The following is an 18,371-nucleotide window of genomic DNA, read 5'->3' on the forward strand; positions in this document are numbered from 1 at the left end:
ACAGAGCATCGGCCCTAAACCGATCCATTCGATGCCCTGAACCGGCCTCTCCGGCGGTGTTCCCAAGTATCTGCCGATGAGTGGAGTGATCTCGCGGACTGGCGGCTGGCAGAACCCCAACGGGTTCCTGCCAGCCAATAGGTATCGGACGCGGTCATGAACCGGTAAAATGGTATTCCGACGGCGCCCTCGCGCCCTCATGCATTGATCCAGAGCACAAGCGTTTAGAAAGCTTCTCCAAATCCGACTGGGTCAGCTCTCGTTTGTGGATGAGCTCAGCTGCGATAGCTTTGAGCGTATTGAGGTTATCCCTGAGTAAGGTACGTACTGCTGCGTCTGCCGCTTGCAAATGCGCCTCAATCCGACGCTGCGCCCTGATTGGTAGCATTTGGAAGTTCAATTGGCTTGCATCCTGCCAAGCCAGCCCCGCATCACCAAACGACCAACTGAGTTCCATTTGAGCTGCAAGTATCGTCGCTTGCGCGAGGTCGCTGGTCGGCCCGATACCTGCGCCATTGCTCATCTCGTCCAGCACCAATGCCTCGGCGGCGCAGCCCGCGAGACACATCCTGAGTTTTGCCTCCGCCAGCGTGGGAGTGAACATGGGCAGGTAGGCGAGCTCGACATGGCCACCTAGAGCGGTCACCCAGGCCCTCACGGGAGTCGGTAGGGGCGACAATAGAGCCGCGAGAAGGTGTCCTGCTTCGTGCACCGCAATACGGTGCAGCAGCCCAGGATCAAGAGGGCGCGCGATTGCGCCTACGGCCGCTTCTAGGTGTCGTTGCGCCAATGCCACCCGATCCGTGCGCGCTCTCCCAAGCGCATCACGCGCGATTGCTTCCGCGGTGGCCCCGGGCTCGCCGAGGAGGCGGTCTGCAATTGAGCCCAGATTCAAATCAGAGCCATCCTCGACCTTCAATTTTGCAGCGAGAATTGCCAGAAGTCCTGCGCGGCTTGGCAGCGGGATCTCCAGCTTTACATCGAACCGCCCACTACGGATGACTGCCGGATCCACGATGTCGAGATGGTTGGTCGCACCTATCAGGATCAGACCCTCCACCTCTGCTGCACGATGGATTTGTTCCAACAATCCATTCACGATGCCACGTAGATACTCGTGCGAGCTTGATTTTTCTGAACGGTTCGAAAAGCTATCGATTTCATCGATAAACAGAACCGCAGGCGCTTGCTGAGCAGCCTGCTCGAAAGCGGCTGAAAGGGCCGCAAGCATATCGCCCTGATGCCCGTGTCGCTGGCAATCCGAATAAGATGTTGAGATAGTCGGAATCCCGGCAGAACCAGCGAATGCATGCGCGAGCATCGTTTTTCCCGTGCCCGTAGGACCATACAGTAGCACGCTCCGTGTCATTTCGGACCACGTCGTCCTGCCCTCGCGCCATTCGTTCAGGTCAGCCAACATTTGCCGCAAAGGTCTTGCGGCACCCCCGATGCCTTGTACGTCTTCGAGCGATACCGATGGCCCTCCCCTCTGTGCGGATGCAATTTCGGCCAGGCGATCCGCCACCCGCAATGTCGTCGCTTCTTCGAAAGCCGCACAAATCTGTAGGGGCTCAAATCGTCGAAGTGCTTCAGCATCTGGAAGCCGTTTCAGCAATTCGTCTTCAGCGAGCCGATTGGTGTTACTATGTGTGCACCGAAGTGTCTCGATTACGGCGGTCGGAGAGATACCAGGCCAGCGGAAGGTTCGATGCACGAGACTTTCCTGCTCTGCCGAGAGCTGGTTTTTCGCGCTGCAGATCGCCAGAACGGGCACATGACGCATGAGGCTTTTATCGATCGCTTGCTGGAATTTCGGAACCGAGCGCTTCTGATCTCCCGCCACGATACTTGATCCGCTATCATAGATATGATGGGCCGCCTGCTGGCTTGACGGACCGGGCGGCCTCCTTTGCCAATGCGTCAGCACTTCGGAAGCATTGCTTTCAAGCTGTGACCGCATCTTGTCCGATGGACAGAGGATTAAGGTAAGGCCCCCCGGTCGAAAAACCTGTGCCAGCGCCTGTTCGTCCTGGATCATGGCACACATCAAGATAGCCGCCAGAACAGCGGCAGGACGAGGTTTGATCTGCCAAAGAGGCGAAACCTCCATGTCAGCACAGGCAAAAGGGTCTTCACCGTCTGCAAAACACTGCTCAATTTCAGCGAGTGTCATGGCTTCTGCCGCAGGTGGCCCCTCATTACCATTGGGGCTACGCCTCACATCATTTTCAAAAACTTGGCGCACAGGCGGCTGCAACAGGTCGATAGATGCTTCCCCGTCAGCCTCCTCGTCACCATATTCATAAAGGCGCTCTGCATTCGATTTCCATTCAGACAAAGCGCTCTCGCGCAGCGCAGCGACGGTGGAGCGCGCGAGGTCAGCAGAAAATGCACTCGGGAAAAGTGGCGATTGGTTCAAGAGTTCGGTCATATTCAGCGCCCCCTCAATAGCAAAACGGCACAGGGCCGACGGGGGCTGGGGCCATCTGGTCGACCCCAAGATCTGCCAACGCACTCTCGAAACTCGACCCCGGCCTCCGTCTCAGCCCCTCGATTTCCTCGATTCCAATGATCTGCGACCGCCGGCGATCCGCGGTAAATTTCACCACATTTTCTGACAAGCAAACGAGCGCCAGTAGATCATAGTCATTCTCCGCATAGCGGCGCACGCCGCCCGGGGAGCGGTGGTAACCATGAGAAATGTTGAAATTGAAGCAGTTCGCGCGCGGTCTTATCGCTGTTTTGACCTGAACACGAAGGACCCCTTGCGTGAGGAATACGACGCAATCGAAAGGCGCATGCTCTGCAACGTTTACACTTTGCAGGCCGAGGCTTAGAAGGACGCTTTCAACGAGCAGCTCGCCTGCGCGGCCAAACTGCTTGCCATGATAGCGCAGGGTCTCTGTATCGATTTTAGGAAACTGAAGCAGGTCTTGTTGAGCTGCGCTTGAAGGGGCGCGGAACACCTCTTCAAACCCAACCAATGTCGGTTGATATGTCATTTTATACATCCTTAAATTGCAATAGATCATCCAACCGGCCGCCGCCGCGGCACCGGTCAGGAACTTAAATTTGAGAAGGGTGAAGGCTTATGCCTCGGGCGGAAGGCCGAGATCGGGTTCGCACCCTTCCGCTTTTGCACGGTCGGCCATCTGCTCCAAACAAAGTCCGGCTTCCTCAAGCATAAAATGAATGCGAGGCTCCGCAGGTTTCTGCATGGTTTTTGCGAGTTTAATGCGTGCCGCCTCAAGCTCGCCTGGCGATCCGGCGCGAATGGCACGGTGGATTACGCCCGCGGCGCGACACAGCAGACGATCAGCCGGCCTGCGCGTTCGGAAGGTCGCCAGCAGGGTGGCATCTTCTGCCAAGCCTGCCCAGACCGCCTCCGCCTCGCTGCGCCAATCGAATCCATCCGCCCAGTCTGAATCGTCAAAAAAGACTTCCTCATCGAGCGTCGACTGCAAGTTGCTGACCAAGCGCTCGAACATCAGAGATTGTGGGGAGGCCGCAAAACTTTGGCCTGTTGCTCGCTTAATCGGATCGTTAAAATAGTCTTTAGGCATAATGATCTCCTGTTTAGATCGTTGTGTTTAAAGCGAGGCGAGGGTTGCACCCCTTGTCTCGCTTGCCTTATTATGATACCATTATATCAATTAGTCAACCCTGAGTTATAGGAACTATTGCAAAATGGTTAAAAAAGGCCGCCCTCCTGTCGATTCCAGTGGAATTATGCTCAGGCTTCATAACGATATCATAAAAAAAATAGACGCCTTTCGGAAAGAAGAGGACGATTTGCCGACACGGCCCGAAATGATCAGGCGAATGATAAAAGACTGGATCGAGAACAACGAAAATATGAAATAAAAATATGATTACCAAGAAATATGAAATTAGTTAGCGCGATCCTCCGCGCACCCAAATCCTGATTGAAGAGCTGGAGCGCAGAGGTAAGCAAGCAAGATGTAAGCCTTTTCCTTGGGGTCAGTCTTCTTTTAATTCGCTCCCAGATCCGGTCGGCGATCATAAAAGAGGCCCTGCTTCTGCCGGCGGATGGGACAGCTTGCGATCACCCGGATAATTTGCTGACTTCGGACGGATCGCAGTTTGCGACCACCATTTGATCCACCGTAATGCCTCAGCGTGCGCGTACTTTGTTGGCCGAGACACGCAGCGATGGTTTCATCCGAAATGCTTTCATCCGACTTCATGTCTGCTGCGAGCGCATGTCGGAAAACATACGGCGTCACATTTTTCCTTTGCTTTGGAAAAGCGCGCGCGCCGAGTCTCGTCATCAGCTTACCAAGACTTACGGTCAGCCGACGCTCCTGTTCTGCAACTGAGAGCCAAATCCCGGAAGGTGAACGGGGAGTTGTCTTCTCGCTGATCTGCAGACGCGCGCTGCCAGACCGCGCAATATGGTCTCGCAGCCAGATCGCCTCCGGGCTCTGGCAGATCATCTCGATGCTACGTAGTGCTTGTCCCTTTCCTTCTATCTCCGGCGCCAGTTCCCGAGCCGTCTTGGCGCCCTTGATCGCGAATGTCAGAGTGCTTTCGCCATTCGCCCCTCCGAGCTCAACGGTAACCCCAAGCCTGTCCGAAAGTTCAACAGGTCGACAGCCGGTCAGCATCAAGGTCGCGATGATCGCGTAGCGCTGTGCACTAACATAGTCATCTGTCAGAGCCGTTTTCCAGAAATGGTCACGCCAACAGTAAGTCGGGTGCTTTTTGCGCTTATTGTTTTCATGCCGGTTAAGCGCCCGCAGGGCGACGATTCCAGGTGCTGGCTTTTTCTTCGGATTTGCGTCTTCTTTGGGCTGCCTGCTGCGTAGCGCGCGGTGCTCTGGGTCGGGGGGCATAGCGACTAGAAAGGCTACTGCCTCCGCCAATCGATTGCGCTCTGCTTCGCTGAGTGTTTCGCCCGCCGCCCTCATCCGTGCCATGGCTTCCGCATCGACCGTTCCGTTGATCTGCTTAATCAATGATGAGCGGGCGGGTCCCGCCTTCGTAAGCGTGAGGACCTCTTTCCAAAAGACGGGCGCGTGCTCAGCAATCACTTGCCCGGCCATGCGAACAAGAGCGGATCTGCTGGCTTGCCGTGTATTGACGCTTGCCCATCCCTGGGTGCGGTCTTTCTTCAAAAAAGCTTCAAAGGGATCATTATTCCGGTTGGAGCGGGCGAGGGCTGCCACGCGCTGTTCATATTTCTGCCAGGTGCCCGACGCGACCAAAGCTTCCGGCGTATAGAGCAGGTCGGCCTCGCGGGCATGGGTATAGGCAATCAAACTGTTGGCGAAAAAGGCCTCGACCGCCATAGCCCCATCAAGCAATTGATCGGCCGCGGCGGTCCGTTTGTGAAGGTTGTCATAAGAAGAACCTAGAGGGAGCTGTTCAGTCATGACAAGACCTCTGAACGGTCTAAGGTTGCATCCCTTATTCGCGGATCAGACCACTCTATTCCCTTAATCGAAGTGGCGCCCTCACAATAGCGTTGGGCATTCCGTGCATAGTGTTCACCCTTAAACGCAGAGTGAGGATCGTTAATGTAACTCAAGATCGGATCACTGAACCCGACGTGGTGGCTCGTCCGGAAAGGCGATAAAAGGCTCGAAGAAATGCCAAAATAAACTTCCATGTCAGCAACCCTCCCGACGGCGTATCTCTAGGACGCATACCCATGCGGGGCCGCCCTCCGACGCAAAGGGCAATACACTGAGCCGGAAGATAGCCACCTGAAAGTCAATGCGGCCGACAAAATGAGGGACCTCCGCGTCATTGGGATGGAAAGGCCTCAACTCCATCCTGGGCGGCTTTAATAGAAAAGAAAGGCCGTGAATTGCGGCCGTGATCCGGTTAGAATCACGGGAGGATCGGTGCGGTGTCAGGCAGCCAGAAATTCTGATCTCGAGCTTCCGCCCGAGGCCATCAAGCAAAAGGTCACATATATACGCTTCGCCTACGCTGCTATCTCTTGCTTTCAAAACGCCGGCATAGACATCACGCCGCAAGCCCTGCAAAATCAGAGCTGCGCTTTCTCGTTTCAGCGCACCAAAGGGCGGTTCATTGGTTTTTAATAAGGTGTCCATTGTTCAATCTCCATTCTCAGAGGGAGATTGAACAATGCGGTTAAAATCGAGTGAATGGGAACGAATGGGCCGACATGGTAAACTGCTTTCTCGACTAAATTTGGCTATTGTCGCGCACCTAGAGATCCAGAAAAGCATTCTGTAGGATACAGGCAATTTGTCCCTGTCATATGAATGACAACGTGTAGGCCGAATTATGTTAAGCTAATTGTCACTTCGTCACGTCCACGGACACCGCCGCTGCTTGGACGTATAGGTCGCTAAGGTGTAGCTCTCCAATGAGAAAGCGACGGGAAGCATGATTGGTCTATTCAATTCTAGCAACCTATGCAGAAAGATGACCGGTCGCGGCAGCAAACTCTGCTTCGATCTTGTTGATAAGATCAGCGGCTGGTAGGATCAGCTTAACCGTGCCGATGCCTTGGCAAGCGACCCAGATGTCCGCCCCCTTTTGGAATTGTCAGCACCGGTGGCGAATTTTAAAGTCGTCGCGCTAGCGATTGTCGGTCTGTCGGGGTCGAGCTCCGTGGCAACGAGTGACCACCTGAAGTAGCTCCCCTAAACCCCAGTGAGGTGGTCTGAGTAAACAATTACCAATCCACCGAATTTCGTAATCATCTGCTTGTAGCCAACGACTGCGTTCGCCTCTTCGGTCGGGACAAATGCCTAATTTTCCTCTAACTCGGTTATTTTCAAATCTCACCGAATAGAGCTGTCGTCACTTTGCAGGTGGTCGCCCCCTAACCGCATCGAATACCTTGGCTTAGACAGTCTTTTTCTTCTGGAGCATCCATGAGCACTAAATATTTCGCGCCACACGGGGGACATCCCGGACAAGAGCAGCTTCTTACCGATCGCGCCGTTTTTAAGGAAGCCTATGCGGTCATCCCGAAGGGCACGATGCGGGATATCGTCACAAGCTTTTTGCCCTTTTGGGAGGATACGCGTCTGTGGGTCATCGCGCGGCCCATGAGCGGTTTTGCCGAGACCTTTTCTCAATACATCATGGAGGTGCAGCCCGGCGGGGGGTCTGACAAAGCTGAGTTGGATCCGGAAGCCGAAGGCGTTCTTTTTATGGTCGAAGGGGCCGCGACTTTGCGGGTCAAGGGCGAGACCTACGAGCTGAGCCCGGGCGGCTACGCGTATCTGCCCCCCTCAAGCGCCTGGACCCTGCGGAACGAAGGCGAAGAAGTGCTGCGGTTCCATTGGGTGCGCAAGGCATATGAGGCGGTCGAGGGGTTGGATATGCCCGACGTGCTGGTCCTGAACGAAAACGATATAGAACCGACGCCCATGCCGGGCACCGATGGCAAATGGTCAACAACCCGCTTTGTCGATCCTTCCGACCTGCGCCATGACATGCATGTCACGATTGTGACATTCGAACCGGGCGGCGTTATTCCCTTTCTTGAGACACATGTGATGGAGCACGGGCTCTATGTGTTGGAAGGCAAAGCCGTCTACAATCTGAACAATGATTGGGTCGAAGTCGAAGCCGGCGATTACATGTGGCTCCGCGCTTTTTGCCCTCAGGCATGCTATGCGGGTGGCCCGGGGCGGTTCCGGTACCTGCTTTACAAGGACGTAAATCGCCATATGGCGCTCCGTCCCGACACCGCGTCATACCCTCAACATCAGCGGCTTAAGGCTGCGGCCAAGTAACGCTACCCCCGATTGCGAGGCTCAATTGGTGAGCCGCCTTGATGACGGGGCGGCTCAATTCTTCGATTTTGGAAGCGCCGACCCTGCTTGTTGGCCCGGATATCGAGATTCCCGCGACAGCTTCGCCATTCATGTCGAATACCGGCGCCGCGATACAGCGCATGCCTTCGTTTCTCTCTTCATTATCAACTGAAAAGCCGCTTTCCCGAATGGCTTCGAGATTCTGGCGCAGGGCCGTCGGATCAATGATCGTATGTACGGTGAAGCGCGTCATCAGTCCCTTCGACAGAAGCCTGTCCAAACGCTCAGAATCCATATATGCGAGCAACGCCTTGCCAATGCCGGATGCATGCATCGGAGAAAGGCTGCCGGGCGGGAAAAAGGCGCGGATGTTCGCATGTGTCTCCACTTGGCTCAGGAACAAGACCGCCTCTTCTTTTCCGACGCCGATATTGGCTGTTTCACCGGTCGTTTCCATCAGCTTTCGCATGATGGGTCGCGCACGATCGACAAGACTTGTGCGCCGAAGGAAACGCGCGCCGATCACAAACGCGCGCGGACCAATGTACCAAACCTGCTCTTCGTGATCGAATTCGACCAGCCCCCTGCCCTCAAGGGTTACAAGGATACGGTAGACGGTCGCTGGCGATTGGCGCATCTCATCTGCCAGCTTAGAGAGCGGCTTGCCCTGCGCTTCGCTGAGATACTCGAACACCTCCATGGCCCGGTCGAGCGATTTGATCGTATTCTGCGCGGTCTTGTCCGTCCAGCCACGGGGCCTTCCGCGTGCTTTCCGACCAGTTCCTGAACCATTGCCTTGAGATTCCATAAGAACCCTTCGTTTCTATGTGAAAGACGAAATCACCATGTGAAAAATATAACGCACTGACAACACTCATCTTTACGCATGAAGGCAAAAACTGAAACCCTATTTCAAAAAAATATCGGTTCACCCTGGTCCGGTCTACTGTGAAGCCAACAACGGAAGGAGACCGTCCATGAGCTTTCAAAATCCCGTTTTCATCCCGGGCCCAACCAACATTCCCGAAAGCCTGCGCAAGGCTTGCGACATGCCCACGATTGACCACCGGTCACCACTGTTTGGTCAAATTCTGCATCCCGCTCGTGCAGGTGTTCGCAAAATCCTTAAAAGCGACAACGCAGAAATCTTCATTTTTCCGTCTACCGGCACGGGCGGTTGGGAAACCGCACTGACCAACACGCTGTCATCTGGTGACAAAGTGCTTGCGGCGCGCAACGGCATGTTCAGTCATCGTTGGATCGATATGTGCCAGCGTCATGGTCTTGCTGTGCAGACAGTCGAAACCACATGGGGCGCAGGGATTCCGGCGGATCGCTACGAAGAGATTCTGACAGCCGACAAGAGCCATGAGATCAAGGCGGTCCTTGCGACACATAATGAAACGGCCACCGGCGTGAAATCAGACATCGCGGCTGTGCGCCGTGCGCTGGACGCATCGGGTCATCCGGCAATGCTGTTCGTCGACGGTGTATCGTCGATTGCCTCGATGGATTTCCGTTTCGACGAATGGGGCGTGGATGTTGCCGTGACCGGGTCACAAAAAGGCTTCATGTTGCCCGCAGGCCTCGCCATCGTTGGCTTCTCACCCAAAGCGATGGAGGCCACACAGACTGGCACCCTTCCCCGCACTTTTTTCGATGTCCATGACATGGCAAAGGGGTACGCGAACAACGCCTATCCCTACACGCCTGCGGTGGGTCTGTTAAATGGGTTGAACCAAGCCTGTGACATGCTGCTGACCGAGGGTCTGGAGAATGTGTTTGCCCGGCATTACCGAATTGCGAAGGGTGTGCGCGCGGCTGTGGGCGCTTGGGGTCTTGATCTTTGTGCCGAGGACTCTTCGGTTTACTCCGACACTGTCAGTGCCATTCGGACCCCGGAAGGGTTTAACGCCACCGATATCGTGACCCATGCCGCCAACAAGTATGGCGTCGCCTTTGGCGTGGGTCTTGGTGAGGTTGCCGGCAAGGTGTTCCGGATCGGCCACCTCGGCAGCCTGACGGATGTCATGGCCCTCTCCGGCATCGCCACCGCAGAAATGTGCATGGTCGATCTCGGAATGAACATCAAACTCGGTTCCGGGGTCGCGGCGGCCCAAGAATATTATCGCGGCCATTCTGCGGCAGCGCAAAAGGACGCTGCGTGATGAAGGACTGCCAGATGTACATCCCCACCTACCAGGACATGCTAGAGGCTCACGCGCGGATCGGCCCTTATATCCGCCGCACGCCGGTGCGCAGCTCGGACTATCTTAACGAACTGGCCGGTTGCGAGTTATTCTTCAAATGCGAGAATTTCCAGGAGCCCGGCGCCTTCAAGGTGAGAGGTGCTTCAAACGCGGTGTTCGGGCTCAGCGAGGAGCAGGCGGCCAAAGGTGTGGCGACACATTCCTCTGGCAACCATGCATCCTGTTTGGCTTATGCCGCTATGAAGCGTGGCATTCCTTGCAACGTGGTTATGCCCCGTACAGCACCTCAGGCAAAAAAGGACACGGTGCGCCGCTATGGCGGGGTCATTACCGAGTGCGAGCCATCGACCAGTTCACGCGAGGCAACCTTTGCCGAGGTGCAGGCAGCGACAGGGGGCGACTTCGTACATCCTTACAACGATCCCCGAGTGATCGCCGGACAGGGCACGTGTTCGAAAGAATTCATTGAGCAGACAGATGGTCTTGACGCTGTGGTGGCGCCAATTGGGGGCGGTGGCATGGTATCGGGCACCTGCCTTACCCTCGCGACCCTCGCGCCTGAGACGCAAATCATCGCTGCCGAACCTGAACAGGCAGACGACGCCTATCGCAGCTTCAGGGCGGGCCATATCATCGCAGACGATGCCCCCAAGACCATTGCCGACGGGCTTTTGGTCCCGCTCAAGGACCTGACTTGGCATTTCGTCTCAAACCATGTGTCCGAGATCTACACGGCGTCAGAGCAAGAGATCATTGAGGCGATGAAGCTGACGTGGAAGCATCTGCGCGTGGTCATGGAGCCATCCTCTGCTGTGCCGCTCGCGACAGTTCTCAAAAACCCGGAGGCTTTTAAGGGCAAACGCGTGGGTCTGATCATCACGGGCGGCAATGTCGACCTCGACAAGCTGCCATGGCTGAACGCCGCCTGATCTCAAATATTGACTGAAAATGAAGGAGCACGGACATGAAAGATATGACCAATCTCGACGAATTCGAAGTGGGCTACGATATCCCGGCAAAACCGGGCATGGATGAGGCCGACATCCAAACACCGAGCCTTGTGCTCGATCTTGACGCGCTGGAGCGTAATATCAAGAAGATGGGCGACTACGCCAAGGAACATGGCATGCGCCATCGAACCCATGGCAAGATGCACAAGTCGGTCGATGTCCAACGGCTTCAGGAAAAGCTCGGCGGTGCATGTGGTGTCTGCTGTCAAAAAGTCTCAGAGGCCGAAGTCTTTGCGCGGGGCGGCATCAAAGATATCCTCGTCTCGAACCAAGTGCGCGATCCTGCCAAGATCGACCGCCTCGCCCGTCTGCCCAAGCTGGGCGCACGCACGATCTGTTGCGTTGACGACCTTACCAATGTGGCTGACCTGTCGTCGGCGGCGCAGAAACATGGCACCGAAATCGAATGTCTTGTCGAAATAGATTGTGGCGCCGGACGCTGCGGTGTGACCACCACGTCTGACGTGGTTAAGATTGCTAAGGCCATCGACGGCGCTGAGGGTCTTAAGTTTGCTGGCCTGCAGGCTTATCAGGGCGCAATGCAGCACCTCGACAGCTATGACGAACGCAAAGCGAAGATCGATATCGCCGTGGTCATGGTCAAAGATGCAGTCGATACGTTGAATGCCGAAGGTTTGGAGTGTGACATCGTCGGCGGTGGCGGCACCGGCTCCTACTATTTCGAGTCCAACTCTGGTGTGTATAACGAATTGCAGTGCGGCTCCTATGCCTTCATGGACGCGGACTATGGGCGCATCCTCGACAAAGACGGCAACCGCATTGACCAAGGTGAATGGGAAAACGCCTTTTTCATCCTCACCAGCGTGATGAGTCATGCAAAGGCAGACAAAGCGATTGTCGACGCGGGCCTCAAGGCTCAATCCGTCGATAGCGGCTTGCCAGTGGTCTACGGGCGCAATGATGTCGAATATATCAAGTGTTCGGACGAGCATGGGGTCGTCATGGACCCAAACGGCGCGTTGAAGGTCAACGACAAGCTGAAGCTGGTTCCGGGCCATTGCGATCCGACCGCCAACGTCCATGATTGGTATGTCGGTGTTCGCAACGGCAAGGTTGAATGCCTCTGGCCAGTTTCGGCGCGCGGTCACGCCTACTGATCTAGCCTATGTCAGGTAGGGAGGCTGGTTCGCAAAGCGCCAGACAACTGCCCATGTGTCTGCTTTCCTCCCGGCGGGGCACATGGGCAAACTCATTTAGAAACGTGTCAGAATGCTCTTATCCGCCGTGATCTTGAGCGCGATGTTCTCAAACCATTTGTGAACCTCTCAGGGACTTCTGAAACGAAAAGATTTGGAGAGAAAGATGCTGATCGTACCTGAACGTGAGATCGCCAACCTAATGACCCGCGAGGCAGCTTTTGATGCTATCGAGAAAGTCTTTGCCGCAATGGCCTCCGGCGACGCCTACAATTTCCCTGTCGTACGCGAAGCGATTGGGCACGAAGAGGCGCTTTACGGGTTCAAAGGCGGATTTGATCGCGCCGGGTTGAGCTTGGGGTTGAAGGCCGGTGGATACTGGCCAAACAATCTGGAAAAACGGGGACTCATCAATCACCAGTCCACCGTATTCTTGTTCGATCCCGACACCGGCAAGGTCAAAGCGATGGTCGGGGGCAACTTGCTGACCGCGTTGCGTACGGCGGCGGCGTCTTCGGTTTCGATCAAGCACTTGGCGCGCAAAGACGCGACCGTTATCGGCATGGTAGGGGCCGGTCATCAGGCCACTTTCCAGCTACGGGCCGCATTGGAGCAACGTAAGTTCGAGAAGGTGATCGGGTGGAACTACCACCCAGAGATGCTGCCCAATATCGAGAAAGTGGCCAATGAGGCAGGGGTTCCGTTTGAATCCGTCGATCTGCCCGGCATGACCGAAGCAGACGTCATCATCTCGATCACCTCCGCCTTTTCACCGTCGTTGATGGCCGATCACGTCAGCCCCGGAACCCATATCGCATGTATGGGCACCGACACCAAAGGCAAACAGGAGGTCGAAGCGGCCTTGCTGGCACGCGCGTCCGTGTTCACCGATGAGGTTGCCCAGTCCGTGAGCATCGGCGAGGCGCAACATGCCATTGCTGAAGGGCTTATCAAGGACACGGATGTTGCCCAGCTTGGCGCAGTCATCAATGGGACCAATCCGGGTCGCACGTCGGATCATCAAATCACCCTGTTCGACGGGACCGGCGTGGGCCTTCAGGACCTCGCGGTGGCGGCCAAAGTCGTTGATTTGGCCGTTGAACAGGGCATCGCAATCGACGTGGACTTCTAAGCCGAGACACATTGAACTGGCCCAGAAACCGAAAGACTTTCTTTCAGCGCACAAACGGTAGGTTTCATGTTTTTGCCAATATCCCTGCTGTTTGTGGGGGCGGTACTTGTGTTGAATGGTCTTTGGATGTCTGGGCGCATCTCGGATCGAGAGATTGTTGTCATTAACTTTGCCACAGCGGCAATTACCGCCACAGTCGCCGCTGTGTCACTCGTACGCGCCACGACCGGGGATGAAATCCGCTCTGTTGCCCTGACCCTGCTGTTCAGCGCGACCTACCTTTGGGTGGCGGTTAACCGGTTGAATGGAGCTGATGGCCGGGGTCTGGGCTGGTTCAGCCTGTTTGTCTCTCTTTCCGTGTTGCCTCAGGCCTTTTTAGCCCTCGCCTCTGCGGCGAAATTCATTGATATCTGGCTGGGCATTTGCTGGCTTACTTGGTCGGGTCTTTGGTTCATGTATTTCGCCACTTTGACGTTGAAGAAACCAGTTCAAGACCAAACAGCAGTTGCCACACTCCTAAGCGGCGTGCTGACTGCCTGGCTGCCCGCCCTTTTCCTGATGTACGGAGCTTGAACGTGACCCGCCAGCTAAGTGTCTTTATCAACGGTTTTGGTCGCATCGGCAGGACTTTGCTGCGCCAGATTTTACAAAATGAGAGCCAGACCGCCGTCAAAGTCGTTGGCATCAACGATATCGCGCCACTCGAAACTTGCGCGTACCTGCTGCGCTACGACAGTGTTTTCGGCCCTTTGCCTCTCCCAGTAGAAACGGGGGATCGCCAGATGACAATTGGCGGTCGCCCCATCCCCTTTACCTGCGAACCGGACCTGCGCGCCTTGGATTTACGCGGTGTGGATGTTGTTTTGGAATGCACCGGGAAGGTCAGGGATAGAGATTTTGCAGAAGCAGGCATCGACGCTGGGGCGTCGAACATTCTAATCTCCGGCCCGTCCGAGGTCGCCGACAAGACGGTTGTCTTGGGCGCCAATGAACAAGAACTCGGCGATGCGCGGATCGTGTCAAATGCGTCTTGTACGACCAATGCGATCGCCCCCCTACTCCGCACGATTGATCTAGGGCTCGGAATTTCCAGAGCACATATCACGACCATTCATTGCTACACCGGGAGCCAACCGACTGTTGACCAACCCGGTGCCAGTCTTGAAAGAAGCCGTGCTGCCGCTGTCTCAATGGTTCCGACAACAACCAGCGCGCTTAATCAGATCTTTAACGTATTGCCTGAACTCCATGGCCGGCTCAGCGTCAGCGCCGTACGGGTCCCTTGCATTTCTGTCTCCGCAATCGACGCGACGCTCCAGATCTTGGAACAGCCCGACGGCTCATTTGTCGAGTTTCTGCGCGAAGCCTTTGCAGGCTCGACCCTCATTGGCCTGACAGAAGACCCCTGTGTTTCGACCGATTTTCGGAGCCGCCCTGAATCTCTGGTGATCGCCCTTCCCGAAACGCAATCAATCGAACAGCGCCAGCTTCGCGTCTTTGGATGGTACGACAACGAATGGGGCTTCTCGGCGCGCATGCTCGAAATGGCGGAACGCCTCGCAGCGAGACGGTGATCTTGTGAGACTGAAACGGGACCTCAAAGCTTAGGGACCCGCTAAAAGAAAATGCGACGCTTAGATTTGCGTCGCATTCCATTTGCTCAATCCGCGATGATTTCTTCACCGCGAAAGCGCCATCAGACGCGGTCACTCTGCGCGAGTGATCCGCTCCCCTGTCCTGCCATACCGCCAGAAACCTCGTCGGTGGCTTCACCGGAAAGCTCCTCGGGCAGTACCAGATTAAGAACGATGGCGATGAGGGCCGCAGGCAGGATGCCCGAAGTCCCTAGGACTTTCAGCGTGCCCGGCAGATACTGAAGCGCATCCGGCTCAAGCTGCAGGCCCAGACCAAGCGACAGGGCGATGGCAAAAATGACCATGTTGCGACGGTTCCAGTTCACATCGGACAGCATCGAGATACCAGCCGCGACCACCATGCCAAACATCACGATGACACCACCGCCGAGCACCTCGATCGGGATCGAAGAGATCACCGCACCGATTTTGGGAACAAGTCCGCATATGATCAGAAAAATCGCCCCGATTGTAACGACCATTCGGCTCATCACACCCGTCATGGCGATGAGACCTACGTTTTGACTGAACGACGTATTGGGCAGCGCGCCGAACATGCCTGAGATGGCCGTGCCAATCCCATCGGCATAGGTCGCCCCTTGGATTTCGCTGTCGCTCGCCTCCCGACCCGCGCCGCCTTTTGTGATCCCGGAAACATCGCCGACAGTTTCGATGGCAGATACGAAGGACATGGCACAAAAGCCGATGATCGCGGCGACCGAAAATTCGATGCCAAAGTGAAACGGGTTCGGCAGAGCAAAACTTGCCGCTCGACCTACGGAGCCAAGGTTGACCTGACCAAGCGCGAAGGCGACCACATAACCAACCAAAAGACCGATCAGAACGGCCGACACAGAAAGCATGCCGCGTGTGAAGAACTTCAGGCCGAGGGTCACCAAAATCACGGTACCTGCCATGAACCAGTTGAGCCCAGAGCCGTATTCTTCGGTGCCGATTGCGGGCACACCCCCTGCCGCATATTGAACACCGACCTTGACCAGAGCCAGACCAATCATGGTCACGACCAAGCCGGTGACCAGCGGCGGCAGCGCAAAACGAAGTTTACCGATGAAGAGCCCTAGAAAGGCGTGGAACAGGCCGCCGACGACGATACCCCCCATCAGGACCGCAATTGCGTCCACGCCCTTCCCGGCGACAAGCGGGATCATGATTGGAATGAATGCAAAAGATGTCCCCTGCACGATGGGCAAGCGCGCGCCGATTGGACCTACTCCGACCGACTGGAACAGCGTCGCGACGCCTGCGAAGAACATAGACATCTGAATCATGTAGATCATTTGCGGAAAGTCAGGGCTGTTAGAGCCAAAGCCGAAACCCGCAGCGCCGCAGACGATGATCGCTGGTGTAACGTTCGATACGAACATCGCCAGTACGTGCTGAATTCCAAGTGGTACCGCTTTTGTTAACGGCGGGGTATAATTTGGATCGCGGAGTTGGTCCGGCGTTCCGATGGATGCATCAGACATTGTGATTGTCCCTCCCTATTGATGCGTGAGCCGGCTCCTTTTTTGCCGAGTTATTAATTATCGCTCGATGATGAATGGCTCATCGAACCAATGTTCTTCCAGATTTGGTCCGTCGCTGACCCGATCGACAACCATGAACAGGCCCGGATCGGCCAGCGGACACAGAACCCCGTGCCAGACGTTGCGCCCGATGTTCACCGCCTGCCCTGACCCGGCAATAAAAGCGCGGGGTGCAGCCGGGGCACCGTCCTTATCTTCAGCCAGCACGACGAGGTATTCGCCTTCCTGCATTGGCACGAAAGCTTGGCTTCCCAGCGGATGCCGCTCCATCATTTCCATTTTAAAAGGCAGGGAGAACGATGTGGATTGAAAGACACTGACTCCTAGGCGACCATCAACGTCAAGGGTCGCACGATCATGAAAACGTCCGCAGCGCCCTTGGTTTATGAGCTTGTCGGGCGTGTCTGACGCCTCAATCAGCTCTGCAAGCCCTGCGATGGCATCGGAATTAATTTTGGTTGCCGTCAAAACGTTACTCATGACGCAAACTTCTCAATGAGGCGCAGCTCTGCGATGCGTTCCACCTGTCGGCAGGCTTCGGAGAACTCGGTGTCGCGGTCATTGTTGATGCGGCGGTGAAATGCCTCAAGAATGCTCGATTTTGTGTTGTCCTTCACTGCGATGATGAAAGGAAAGCCGTGCCGTTCTACATATTCCGCATTGAGCTTCTGGAAGGTCTCCCGTTCTTCATCGGTCAATAAATCTAGCCCGGCGCCCTTTTGTTCAAGGGTACTCTCCTTAGTAAGGCGACCGGCAGCCGCCAGTTTTCCTGCCAAGTCGGGGTGAGCGGTTAGAACCCCCAAACGCTGTTCTTCGGAGGCGCTGCGGAATACCCGCGACAGTGCGTTGTGAATGCCAGCAGCATTGTCATGGGTCGCACCAAGCTCGAGATCGAATGCGCCCTCTGCGATCCAAGGGCTGTGTTCGAACATGCCACCAAACTCAGCGACAAAGGTTTCCCTGTCCATTTCAGATGGCGCGGCCCCCTCGGCAGGCGGGTGCAGGCTTGCCCAGTGATCGGCGATCTGTTCCCGGGTGGCGAACCACACCCCGTCGTGTTTCGCGAAATGATCCAAGGCGCGTTTCAACGCCATTGCACGGCCCGGACGCCCGATGAGACGACAGTGCAAACCGATTGAGAGCATCTTGGGTTCGCCTTCGACCCCCTCGGCATAGAGCATGTCGAAACTATCCTTGAGATAGCTCTCAAACTGATCGCCGTTCGTGTATCCCGCTTGAATCGCGAAACGCATGTCGTTGCAGTCCATCGTGTAAGGCACGATCAACTGGTTTTTGCCGCCCGCCCGCACCCAGTAAGGCAAATCATCGGCATAGCTGTCGGCAATATAGGCGAAATCGCCTTCTTCGGCGGCAAGGTCTACGGTATTCATGGAGCAGCGCCCGGTGTACCAGCCGCGTGGGGCCTCCCCCACCACTTCGGTATGCAGGCGGATTGCCTCGCGGATATGGGCGCGTTCTTCTTGCGGCTCCATATCCTTGTGTTCAATCCATTTCAGGCCATGGCTGGCAATCTCCCACCCGGCATCTTTCATCGCCTTGAGTTGCTGAGGCGCCCGCATGAGGGCGGTCGCTACGCCATATACTGTAATCGGCGTGTCCTTCAGCAGGTTGTGAACGCGCCAAAACCCGGCGCGGCTGCCATACTCATAGATCGATTCCATGTTCCAGTGGCGTTGTCCCGGCCAAGGAGCGGCGCCGGTGATTTCCGAAAGGAATGCTTCGGACGCGGCATCATCGTGCAGAATGTTGTTCTCGCCACCTTCTTCATAGTTCAGAACAATCTGAACGGCGATTTTCGCGCCATTTGGCCATTGCGCCGCAGGCACAGTGCCACCATAGCCGGTCATATCTCTTGGGTAACGTTTCACGCAAATATTCCTCTTCTTCTAAACCC

Annotated in this window: 16 protein-coding genes; 7 read left to right on the forward strand and 9 right to left on the reverse strand. The window is 55.8% G+C overall.

The features are described 5' to 3' along the window. Positions 1–154: 154 nt before the first annotated feature. The 5 genes from K3759_RS19635 to K3759_RS19655 all read right to left on the reverse strand — a co-directional run bounded on the left by K3759_RS19635 (position 155) and on the right by K3759_RS19655 (position 6,083). Positions 155–2,431: an AAA family ATPase gene (locus tag K3759_RS19635; protein ID WP_259986331.1), complete on the reverse strand. Its 2,277-nt coding sequence runs from the start codon at positions 2,429–2,431 to the stop codon at positions 155–157. 13 nt (positions 2,432–2,444) lie between these two features. Next, complete coding sequence (locus tag K3759_RS19640; RefSeq protein WP_259986332.1) at positions 2,445–3,002, reverse strand: hypothetical protein; 558 nt, start codon at positions 3,000–3,002, stop codon at positions 2,445–2,447. A gap of 87 nt (positions 3,003–3,089) precedes the next feature. Further along, complete coding sequence (locus K3759_RS19645) at positions 3,090–3,563, reverse strand: hypothetical protein (RefSeq protein ID WP_259986333.1); 474 nt, start codon at positions 3,561–3,563, stop codon at positions 3,090–3,092. Between the two features lie 429 nt (positions 3,564–3,992). Continuing rightward, positions 3,993–5,396 (reverse strand): hypothetical protein, encoded by a 1,404-nt coding sequence (locus K3759_RS19650; protein WP_259986334.1) that lies wholly within the window; start codon positions 5,394–5,396, stop codon positions 3,993–3,995. 237 nt (positions 5,397–5,633) lie between these two features. Continuing rightward, a complete protein-coding gene (locus K3759_RS19655; RefSeq protein ID WP_259986335.1) occupies positions 5,634–6,083 on the reverse strand; it encodes a hypothetical protein in 450 nt (149 codons plus the stop codon). A 792-nt stretch (positions 6,084–6,875) separates the two neighbouring features. Between K3759_RS19655 and K3759_RS19660 the strand changes: the two genes are divergently transcribed. Beyond that, a complete protein-coding gene (locus K3759_RS19660; protein ID WP_259986336.1) occupies positions 6,876–7,745 on the forward strand; it encodes a bifunctional allantoicase/(S)-ureidoglycine aminohydrolase in 870 nt (289 codons plus the stop codon). On the opposite strand, the gene bhcR is transcribed toward K3759_RS19660, so the two are convergent. Next, positions 7,726–8,574: an HTH-type transcriptional regulator BhcR gene (gene bhcR, locus K3759_RS19665; protein ID WP_259986338.1), complete on the reverse strand. Its 849-nt coding sequence runs from the start codon at positions 8,572–8,574 to the stop codon at positions 7,726–7,728. The genes K3759_RS19660 and bhcR overlap by 20 nt on opposite strands. A gap of 169 nt (positions 8,575–8,743) precedes the next feature. Between bhcR and bhcA the strand changes: the two genes are divergently transcribed. The 6 genes from bhcA (at position 8,744) to K3759_RS19695 (ending at position 14,849) form a co-directional block, all read left to right on the forward strand. Further along, positions 8,744–9,934 carry an L-aspartate--glyoxylate aminotransferase BhcA gene (gene bhcA / locus K3759_RS19670; protein ID WP_259986340.1) on the forward strand — a complete coding sequence of 397 codons (1,191 nt, stop codon included), beginning with the start codon at positions 8,744–8,746 and terminating at the stop codon, positions 9,932–9,934. Continuing rightward, positions 9,934–10,905 carry a beta-hydroxyaspartate dehydratase BhcB gene (gene bhcB, locus K3759_RS19675; protein WP_259986342.1) on the forward strand — a complete coding sequence of 324 codons (972 nt, stop codon included), beginning with the start codon at positions 9,934–9,936 and terminating at the stop codon, positions 10,903–10,905. The genes bhcA and bhcB overlap by 1 nt, the downstream gene beginning before the upstream one ends. Before the next feature lie 35 nt (positions 10,906–10,940). Further along, positions 10,941–12,104 carry a 3-hydroxy-D-aspartate aldolase BhcC gene (bhcC, locus tag K3759_RS19680; protein ID WP_259986345.1) on the forward strand — a complete coding sequence of 388 codons (1,164 nt, stop codon included), beginning with the start codon at positions 10,941–10,943 and terminating at the stop codon, positions 12,102–12,104. A gap of 205 nt (positions 12,105–12,309) precedes the next feature. Beyond that, a complete protein-coding gene (bhcD, locus tag K3759_RS19685; RefSeq protein WP_259986346.1) occupies positions 12,310–13,275 on the forward strand; it encodes an iminosuccinate reductase BhcD in 966 nt (321 codons plus the stop codon). Positions 13,276–13,341: 66 nt separating this feature from the next. Next, entirely contained in the window at positions 13,342–13,848 is a 507-nt protein-coding gene (locus tag K3759_RS19690) for an AmiS/UreI family transporter (RefSeq protein WP_067628544.1), read from the forward strand. A 2-nt stretch (positions 13,849–13,850) separates the two neighbouring features. After that, a complete protein-coding gene (locus tag K3759_RS19695; protein ID WP_259986347.1) occupies positions 13,851–14,849 on the forward strand; it encodes a type I glyceraldehyde-3-phosphate dehydrogenase in 999 nt (332 codons plus the stop codon). A 122-nt stretch (positions 14,850–14,971) separates the two neighbouring features. On the opposite strand, the gene K3759_RS19700 is transcribed toward K3759_RS19695, so the two are convergent. The 3 genes from K3759_RS19700 to puuE are packed head-to-tail and all read right to left on the reverse strand — an operon-like array spanning position 14,972 to position 18,345. Further along, positions 14,972–16,396, reverse strand: coding sequence for a uracil-xanthine permease family protein (locus K3759_RS19700; protein WP_259986348.1), 1,425 nt, complete (start codon positions 16,394–16,396; stop codon positions 14,972–14,974). Positions 16,397–16,453: 57 nt separating this feature from the next. Next, positions 16,454–16,924, reverse strand: a complete 471-nt coding sequence (locus K3759_RS19705; protein WP_311199026.1) for an ureidoglycolate lyase — start codon at positions 16,922–16,924, stop codon at positions 16,454–16,456. 8 nt (positions 16,925–16,932) lie between these two features. Further along, positions 16,933–18,345: an allantoinase PuuE gene (gene puuE, locus K3759_RS19710; protein WP_259986350.1), complete on the reverse strand. Its 1,413-nt coding sequence runs from the start codon at positions 18,343–18,345 to the stop codon at positions 16,933–16,935. Positions 18,346–18,371 lie beyond the last annotated feature (26 nt).

The organism is Sulfitobacter sp. W027 (assembly GCF_025143985.1).
In the GTDB taxonomy this organism is placed as follows: domain Bacteria; phylum Pseudomonadota; class Alphaproteobacteria; order Rhodobacterales; family Rhodobacteraceae; genus Sulfitobacter.